1 pseudogene is annotated in these 348 nt (G+C 72.1%); it reads right to left on the reverse strand.

What is annotated here, in order from left to right:
• Positions 1-348 (reverse strand): annotated as a pseudogene (locus tag HA630_RS27225) (ammonium transporter); the annotation flags it as partial.

The raw sequence follows: 348 nt of genomic DNA on the forward strand, positions 1-348 counted from the left end.
TCGGTGAAGCCCAGCGTGCTGCCGCCGTTGAAGCCGATCCAGCCGAAAAACAGCAACAGGCAGCCCAGCATGGCCAGCGGCAGGTTGCCGGCGGGGATGGCCGCTGGCGTGTCGCCTTCGGCAAAGCGGCCGCTGCGGGGCCCGACCAGCACCACCGCCACCACCGCCACCCAGCCGCCCACGCTGTGCACCACGGTCGAGCCGGCGAAGTCCACAAACCCCAGCGCCCGCAGCCAGCCCAGGCCGCTGTCGTCGGCGCTGCCCCAGGCCCAGTGCCCGAACACCGGGTAGATCAGCGCCGAGACGGCGGCCGACAGGGCCAGGTAGGTGCCAAAGCGCATGCGCTCG

The sequence above is a fragment of the Aquabacterium sp. A08 genome (assembly GCF_011742065.1).